Here is an 8,508-nt window from a genome sequence, read left to right as displayed (position 1 = left end):
CATTACTTAACACCAAACCAAATGCACCAGCAGTCTGAATTAAAAATGAAAACCTATAAAACTAAAAACCAAAGCAAAAACGTTTTTGCTTTGGTTTAATTATTATTTTTATCCTATAATCTGTATCAAAGTTTTAGGACGAGACAGTTTCAAAAAAAGGAAATTTCACCAACCCGAAAGCTATTTTACTTACGGGAGTCACAGGATTTGTAGGACTCAATATATTGGTAGAATTATTAGCCTCCACTTCGGCAGATATTTATTTACTGATAAGGGCAGATAATGAAACGCTTGCCAAGGAAAGACTGTTTGAAGCATTGGAAAACCAGTTAATTTCAGCGGATATTTTTGATGAAAAAAGAATTAAAATATTAGCCGGAGATCTTGCAAAACCATTGCTGGGCCTTTCAACAGAAAAGTATGAGGAACTTACAGAACTTATAGATGTTGTGCATCACGCCGGGAGCGCCGTGAACTTCATCCAGCCTTATTCTTATATGAAAGCGGCCAATGTGGATGCGCTTTATACTTTAATCAGGTTTATAACCACTCATCAACTCAAACAATTATCTTTATTATCAACGGTCGGGGTATTTAGTTGGGAACATTATTTCACCAAACCTGCATTGATTATGGAAGATACGGATACCAAATCTGCATTTAAATATTTAAGTCGTGATATGGGCTATATCCAGAGCAAATGGGTGATGGAACAGGTAGCGCAGGAAGCTATAAAACAGGGCGTTCCCATCGTAATTTTCAGGCTAGGTTATGTTTTTTGCCATAGCCTGACCGGAGCAACCGCAAAATACCAATGGTGGGGATCACTGATAAAAACCTGTATCCAATTAAAAGCGTATCCAATTTTAATTGATCAAAAGGAGGAATTAACAATGGTAGATTTCGTCAGTAAAGCCGTCACCTATATTTCCAAAAATCCCGATTCTATTGGCCAAATTTTCCATTTGAGCCCGGAGCCAGAAGATAATATGACCGTAACGGAATTCTTCGAGCTACTTCGTGAAGAATTTAATTTTGATCTAAAGCCAGTTCCTTACCTGGAATGGCGCGCCCTTTGGGAAAACGACGAAAACAGCCCGCTCTATCCTCTTTTGAATCTTTTCAAATTCGTTGCTTATGATAATAAATCCATTATTGAGGTTCATCAAAATACTCCTGATTTCGATATCAGCAACACCAAAAAATTCCTCGAAGGAAGTACGATTGAGAACAAAACAGTAAAACGTGATAATGTAGCAGCATTTTGTAAATACTTAGGAGTTCTTTAATGGTAAAAATATTTTATACAAAATTTAATCCTGAACATAGGATAGCCATTTTAGATCAATGGCTGTCTTTTCTTCCTTTTGAGCTTCAAAAAATTAATCAAAGCTATAAAAATAAAGAAGATCAGGTGAGGAACCTATTAGGCAAATTGCTGTTGGCTGAAGCTTTAAAAAATATTGGTTATGGATCAATTGCTCTTGATGCTATCCAATATAATCAATATAAAAAACCCTACTTATCCAAAGATTTTGATTTCAGTATTAGCCATTCCGGAATGTACGTTTTTTGCGCAATTGGAAAAAACCTGAAACTAGGGCTCGATATTGAAGAAATAAAGCCAATTAACTTTTCTGAAATGACAAACATAATGAGTAATTCTGAATGGAAACATATAAACGAAGCATCAAATCCTTTACGTCAATTCTTTACACTCTGGACACTCAAAGAAGCTGCCATCAAAGCCGAAGGAACAGGCTTTTTCACTGATCTAAATACAATTAAAGTAAAAAGCAATACCATCTATATTGGAGATACTATTTGGTTTTCGAATAAATTAGTATTTGATGAAAATTATTCGGGTCACCTCGTAACATCAAATTTAGAAAGGGATTTTGAGATGTTTTTTAAAGAGGTAGGATTATATTTGATTTAGGTGTAAAGTATCAATAGATCTGCTACAAAAATGATTTAAATTTATGGTATAAAGTTTAAAATCTTTCCATGAATAAACAGCAAATAAAGGTTCGCATAGATTGGCTTAAAATCTATTTAGAATTGGGTCTGTAACGAAAACAGCTTTACGTTGTGGAATTGCAAGATCAACACTTTATCGTTGGATAAAAAATATAAAGAAGAAGAACTGTCAGATAAGTCAAGATATCCTAATTTTAATTGTTTTTTGTTGATACAAAGTTCTGCAGAAATTAGAATCTGGATGTAGCCAAAAGTCGTATTGTTGTAGTGGGAAGGAATTAGATTTTTTGTTGGTCAATATTTAATTTCTTCCTTCTTCAAAAGGACGAGGTGTGAATGGGTGATTATTATTGCATTCGCAAACAAAATCCTTTTTACATTTTAGCAAAATAAAAGATGAGAATGCTCAAACTCAATAAAACAAGACCCCGAAAAAAACAAGTGTTTTATTCGAAAACATAAGGTTTCTATTTTCAAAAAAAACGCCTTCGTTATTAGAGATTTCATCTGCAGAGTATAATTCCGGCGAGTAAACCTGCCAATTGTAAGCATAATGTTTACTACGGTTGTTTTAGCGCAGGTATTAAAAAATCAAATAGGTCAACATTTTGATGAACTCTCCGAAAAATGACAAAAAGAGGTTACGGAAATTACGGGAAAATCCGACGAATATTATAGCTTAGTTTGCTCTACTCTTTTCATCAAATATCACCTGCCGTCCACCTGTTTTTACCTTTCGGTTTCCAAAATTATAAGTGAGTGAGACAGACAGGTTTCTGCCATCGTAATAATTATTAAAATAATGGGTGGAATCTACATAATAGATTTCACCATGGCTTTTGCTCTGCCTGAAAATATCAGAAACATAGATATTCATCATAAGGTCCTTATTCATAAGGTTTAACTTCAGCCCTGCCGTAAAATTACCAACAAAATAAGAATAGGTATTACCTATACTTGAAGGTATACGGAACCAATAATTCATTAGGAGTTGAACACTTTTATCTTTAGTCAACGCGAGATTGTTTCTGATATCAAAGCTCGCACTATTACCTTTTCGGGATTCGGCATCAGTGGCAAAAACCTGTGTTTTCATATAAGACAGATCTGCGGAGTAGTTGGCTTCCCAAAAATTAAAGAAAGTATCTGAATAATTCAGAGAAATGCCTGTACTGTTTTTGTTGAAGAAGTTGTAAAAATTACTCGTCTTATTCTCACCTTCCAGAATAACCAGCTGGGCAAAGGCATTCAGTTCCCGCTGGAAGTAAGTGGAAACAGAAAATCTTCCTTTATATAGGTATGACAATTCAAAATTATGATTGACCGAGGGGTTCAGAGCAGGGTTTCCTGAATAGTAGGAATTGATGTTTGTGTACCATCGGAACGGGTTAAGTGCACGGAATCCGGGCCTATTGATACGCTTGGAATAATTGATATTGAAAGTATTATTGTCATTGGCTTTATAAGTCAGGTAAGCTGTAGGAAAAAACTTGCCATAGGAATTTTCCGAACTCTGACCTGATGAAACAGAGTTTCCGATGATGGTGGAATATTCATACCTTAGACCAGCTTTTACAGTCCATTTTTCGCCGAGTTGTCGTTCCATTCCTACATAGACAGCATAATTTTTTTCATTATAATTGAAAAGATCGCTCTTTAGGGGGTCAGTCACATAATCCTGGCCGATAAAATTTTGGTATTGCAGATCTGAATTGTTATCAAAATTGGTAAATTTAATTCCGGCTTCTGTCTTTGCAAATTCAAATGGCAGCGTAAGATCGGCCTGACCGGAATAGATCTTATAATCCAATTCAGATGGTGTTCTCACGATATAGGAATTAGCAGAATTATCCTGAGTGGTAAAATCGATGTTGCTACTCGGTGTGTTAGAGAAATAGTTACCTGTTATGCTGAGCTTATTGCTCCGTTTCCCAAACTTAAGATCATAATAGGCACTTACCGTTGCTTGCCTGTTGTCATTGCGGTGCTCCGCATAAGTAGATAAGGTATTTGTGTAGTTTTGATTCTGGAAATAATCCGAAGTGTTCATGATGTCCATTCCAGATTTTCCGGATCCGTAGTCAATTACAAATCCAAGGCCGGACTTACTATTGATCTCATAATCTGAACTGAAGTTGAGGCCTGTACCTTTCCAGAAATCTCTTCTGTCATCAGCACTTTTCAGACCGTCTGAGCCAACAATTCTGTAATTTTCATAAGAATGCTTCTGGCTGTCATATTGCCTTAGCTTTAATGAAGACCTTAATTTTTCATTTTGATAATTTAAAGTTGCAGAGTTCGAATTGCCCGTATAAGTGGTGTGAAACAGACTTGTGGTGAGACTTCCATTCCACCCCAGATTTTGATTTTTCTTCAGTACGATATTGATGAGACCGCTATTTCCCTGCGCTTCATATTTAGCCGGCGGTGCTGTGATAACTTCTATTTTTTCAATATTTTCCGATCGAAGACTTCGGAGATAGTTGATAAGTTCAGACCCGGAAAGGTTCAGCATCCGTTCATTGACCATAACCGCCACGCTGCTTTTCCCGACCATTGTTATCCCCGCATTTTCATCTACTTTGATCTGTGGTGTTGTATCTAATGCCTGTACACCGTCCATACCTTGTGATGCTGCGGAATTAGACAAATTAAAGATCAGACGGTCCGCCTTTCTCTCGATCAGCTTTTTCCTGGCTGTTACGGTTACAGCTTCAATTTGCTTCTCATTCACATCTGGAATCAATAAGTCATAAGCTGTATTACCATTAACCTTTACTTCTGCCTTATAGAGTGTATTTCCGTCATATATGCATTCAATAATATAGATTCCGTTTTCAACAAGTTTTAAATCAAAATGACCTTTTTCATCCGAGATCGTTGATTGTTTGTACTGATCTTTTCTGGCAATGATCTCTGCATAAGAGATGATGCTTTTTGATTTTTTGACTGTTCCGTTGATACTTTGTGATAAAGCAAATAAAGGCATCAGCAGTAAAACTGACGATGTTATTTTCAGCATGGTTGTCATTTTTGAGATTGTGTTCTATAATGACAATCTTCAGCTGTCTTTTATTACATGGAATCTTATTATCTATAATATCTTGTAAAATACAAAGCAAATTTAAAATATCCTGTACGTTTATTTTCAATTTATTTTGGGGGTGTATTTATAACTTTTATACGGTTCAGATTAGCAAAAACAATCTTCATTTTTTTAAATAAAACTATTTTATTGATAAGTTTCCGGGCATACTGTTTTGCAGCTGTCTTTATCTCTTCTTCGTTATAACCTGTGGTTAATGGAGGTATCTGATTAGGAAGATTTCCTTTCATTCTCTTTATCAGTCATCTTGTCCAATTCCAGCTTGAAACATCCCAGAATGAATTCACTATAGTACATCTGTGCTTTCAGTGGCATTGTTCTAGAATGTAAATCTAATCTTTCCGTTAGCAGTATTTCGCCATTATAGCATATTGAGAAATAAGCAAACAACTTATAATCTGATTCTTTTACCGGATTTGCGTAACCCGTTACGGCAATAGACCAGTCTGTTTGATATAATTGTGCAACATTCAATGCCATCTGCCCTGCAATAGCATATGAAACACCATCCTTCTGTATCACTTCTTCCCTGTCAATATTCAGTAAATTAATTTTTTCATCATAAGAATAAGCGGTGAGACCACCTTTAAAAAAATACGAAGAATCTTTCATTTGTGAAAAAGAAAACTGTAAAAATCCGGCTGTAACGCTTTCTGCAATAGAAACGGTCTGATGCAGATTCTGAAGATGATTTCCTATATAATTAAGAAGATTTTGAAGCTCAGCAATAAAATGGATAAAAGATTTTGCATGAAGCTGTTCTCTGGTGAGGTCTATTTTTGAATGTTTTAATATCATACTGTGATGTTTTGCATATGAAGGTTACGGCATTCGTATATGCGATCAGTATTGAGTAAATCTAAAATCAAGCCATGAATAAGTTACTGTGGTATCTAAAAATAATTTTCTGTATAAGCTTGGAATATTTCTTGTTATGATCGTAAATACACCTAATTACTTTAATTATGAAAATAAATTTCACAACCATTAATAAGAAAGACTGCACTACAGACCTTCAAAAAAAATTATGGAATGGTGCGGAAGAATTTGCCAAAAGTAATGTGATGAAAAAGCTTGAATCCGTTGCTAAATATTTAGGAGATCATCAGATTAATATTATCATTGACATGGGAAAAGGAGTTCCTTCTGTCATGAAAAATGATCTTACCGATGATCAGTTTATCACCGCACAAAGGGCTTTACATGCAAAATTGTAGCTTTAAAAGCCCAATCGGGTTTAGAAAAAAAGAGATTTATTTTTATTAAGTCTCTTTTTTTCTGCCTCCAATCTTTTAATTCGTCGGTAATCCCATGGTGAAATGACATTTTTATCTTTCCATAAACCAATTTTTTTTGATCTTGCTTTCATTTCTAAAACTTCAAGATTTCTGTCTTTAGAATAGGACGAATACCACCAACCTAATCCATTTTTAATCAGTTGTTCAGAAAGATATTTACCATTATCATAATAAATTTTTGCAATATCACGCCCATAACGATCTTTATCTGTTTTAAAAAAAACAATCTGTTTTCCAAAAACCTGCTCAGAAGTAAATTGCTTTGCATTTTTGGCAAAAGCCTGACCTTTTTCGGGACAGTCGACTTCGGCTAATCGTAATTTTAGTTTGCTTTTATCAAATAATAAAACTGTAATTGTATCGCCATCAGAAATACCTATTACTGTTGCTTTGGTTTGTGAAAAAGAAATTATGGAGCTTAAAAAAAGTAATAATGAAAAAATAAGTTTGAACACTTGAAATATTTACCACAAAAGTATTTATAAAATCGCCAAAATCAATATAGGATATATAATTTATACGGTTTTTCAAAAAAAGACAGCCAAATATTCGGCTGTCTTTTCTGTAATTAAAACATTTCTCTTACATTTAAATTACCTGTTGCTCCCTGAGGCAGAAAAACCACTTTTCGTTTAATACTTTTTGCTTTTTCCAATGCTTTAAGAGCTTTTTGTCTTTCCATTTCCCTTGTGTGATGAGAAGTAATGTTTTCTGAGTCAGTAAATGATTTCATAATATTTGGTATTTGGTTTACAATTAAGTCATAAACTAAATTTATACCAAATTATATTTAAGCATTAGAATGTGGTATAAAAAGATTTTAATAGGACCAGAAAAGACCAATTAGATTTTCTCCAATTCTATTACCTATGAAAAATTTATTCATCAATACCAAAGTAAAAGTATAAATTTAAAGCAAATCGATATAAAGTAATTTAAAAAATTCCGATAAACATCAATATCATAGCATACATTTTGTAAGACTTTTGCAATACATCACCAATCAAAAAATATTTATTATGCAATTTATTGATTTTAAAAAAGAACATTTTTCGCACGACGAAGAGACTGAAAATTACTTTCTGGAGATTTCAAAAGATGAAGTAGGATATGGCGAGCTTTCAGTTAAACAGAAAAAAGAAGATGAAACCTTAAGTGACACAGAATATACCATCGAAGACAGTGTTGAAGCCATAAAGATCATCGTAAACAATCCAATTGATATAAGAGTTAATTTCTAAATAATATCAAAAAGGATGAAAAATAATCACCACTACAATTTGCTGATGATCTGTAATGTACTGCTAATTTCTTCTTTTTGTTACAGTCAAAAAAAGCAGGAACATAAGTATTCTTTATTTAATCCGGTCCCGAGAGAGCTTATGAGAGAAATGGAAACAGATCGTCCTGATGTAACAGAATCTCCATACACGGTTGATGCAGGTCATTTTCAATATGAAACAGATATCATAGGATTAACCAGAGAAAAATCTGATTTTAAAAACACTAAAACCTTACTGATCAATCAGGCAAATCTGAAAATTGGTCTTACCGGGTCCACAGCAATCCAGATCGGATTCGAAACCTATGGATGGCAAAAAGAAAAAGATTTAAGTACAGGTATAACCGAATCTAAGCATGGTGTTGGTGATCTTAATATCAGAATTAAACAAAACATTATAGGTAACAACAAGGGGAGTTTCGCTTTAGCGATCCTACCATATGTGAAGATCCCTACTTCTCAATATGAAGATGACGATCTTGTTGAAGGAGGTTTAATTGTTCCTATGATTTATAAATTCTCGGGAGAGTGGAAATTGGGATTTCAGGTTGAGGTAGACAGGCTGAAGGATACAGACGAGCACGCTATGCACACCGAATTATTACAGACACTCACCATCAGTCATCCTCTGTTAAAAAATATCGAAGGAATTGCAGAGACCTACTATACTTATGATTTTAAGGCTCATGAAATATATAATTTTATAAATGCAGCAGTGCAGATGGAAGTAGCCAAAAATTTTAAAATTGATGCAGGTCTTAATTATGGAATACAGCATCATGCAGAAAAACGTTATTTTTTAGGAGCATCATACAGGTATTGACAGCAAAATTTTTACGATA

Annotated in this window: 9 protein-coding genes; 5 read left to right on the top strand and 4 right to left on the bottom strand. The window is 34.2% G+C overall.

The genetic code is table 11. The features are described 5' to 3' along the window. Positions 1-182: 182 nt before the first annotated feature. Complete coding sequence (locus ACR1PN_RS17355) at positions 183-1,289, top strand: thioester reductase domain-containing protein (RefSeq protein ID WP_433981052.1); 1,107 nt, start codon at positions 183-185, stop codon at positions 1,287-1,289. After that, positions 1,289-1,939, top strand: a complete 651-nt coding sequence (locus ACR1PN_RS17350; protein ID WP_433981050.1) for a 4'-phosphopantetheinyl transferase family protein — start codon at positions 1,289-1,291, stop codon at positions 1,937-1,939. Before ACR1PN_RS17355 ends, ACR1PN_RS17350 begins: the two co-directional genes overlap by 1 nt. 720 nt (positions 1,940-2,659) lie before the next feature. On the opposite strand, the gene ACR1PN_RS17345 is transcribed toward ACR1PN_RS17350, so the two are convergent. Next, positions 2,660-5,002, bottom strand: coding sequence for a TonB-dependent receptor domain-containing protein (locus ACR1PN_RS17345; RefSeq protein ID WP_433981049.1), 2,343 nt, complete (start codon positions 5,000-5,002; stop codon positions 2,660-2,662). A gap of 294 nt (positions 5,003-5,296) precedes the next feature. Beyond that, a complete protein-coding gene (locus ACR1PN_RS17340) occupies positions 5,297-5,884 on the bottom strand; it encodes a CinA family protein (protein WP_433981048.1) in 588 nt (195 codons plus the stop codon). A gap of 167 nt (positions 5,885-6,051) precedes the next feature. On the opposite strand from ACR1PN_RS17340, the gene ACR1PN_RS17335 reads away from it, so the two are divergent. Further along, positions 6,052-6,303: a hypothetical protein gene (locus tag ACR1PN_RS17335; RefSeq protein ID WP_433981047.1), complete on the top strand. Its 252-nt coding sequence runs from the start codon at positions 6,052-6,054 to the stop codon at positions 6,301-6,303. A 20-nt stretch (positions 6,304-6,323) separates the two neighbouring features. Here ACR1PN_RS17335 and ACR1PN_RS17330 read toward each other — a convergent pair whose 3' ends face one another. Together ACR1PN_RS17330 and ACR1PN_RS17325 are read right to left on the bottom strand one after the other, a co-directional pair. Next, entirely contained in the window at positions 6,324-6,839 is a 516-nt protein-coding gene (locus tag ACR1PN_RS17330) for a thermonuclease family protein (RefSeq protein WP_433981046.1), read from the bottom strand. A 113-nt stretch (positions 6,840-6,952) separates the two neighbouring features. Beyond that, positions 6,953-7,117, bottom strand: coding sequence for a hypothetical protein (locus ACR1PN_RS17325; RefSeq protein WP_378172097.1), 165 nt, complete (start codon positions 7,115-7,117; stop codon positions 6,953-6,955). A 286-nt stretch (positions 7,118-7,403) separates the two neighbouring features. Here ACR1PN_RS17325 and ACR1PN_RS17320 point away from each other — a divergent pair, with 286 nt between their 5' ends. Further along, on the top strand, positions 7,404-7,625 hold the full coding sequence (locus ACR1PN_RS17320; RefSeq protein ID WP_433981045.1) for a hypothetical protein: 222 nt from the start codon (positions 7,404-7,406) through the stop codon (positions 7,623-7,625). A 15-nt stretch (positions 7,626-7,640) separates the two neighbouring features. Then, complete coding sequence (locus tag ACR1PN_RS17315) at positions 7,641-8,489, top strand: transporter (protein WP_433981044.1); 849 nt, start codon at positions 7,641-7,643, stop codon at positions 8,487-8,489. The last annotated feature ends 19 nt before the right edge of the window (positions 8,490-8,508 follow it).

It is taken from the genome of Chryseobacterium sp. RLHN22 (assembly GCF_051011795.1).
GTDB classification, from domain to species: domain Bacteria; phylum Bacteroidota; class Bacteroidia; order Flavobacteriales; family Weeksellaceae; genus Chryseobacterium; species Chryseobacterium zhengzhouense.
This window is presented reverse-complemented; position numbering and strand designations above follow the sequence as displayed.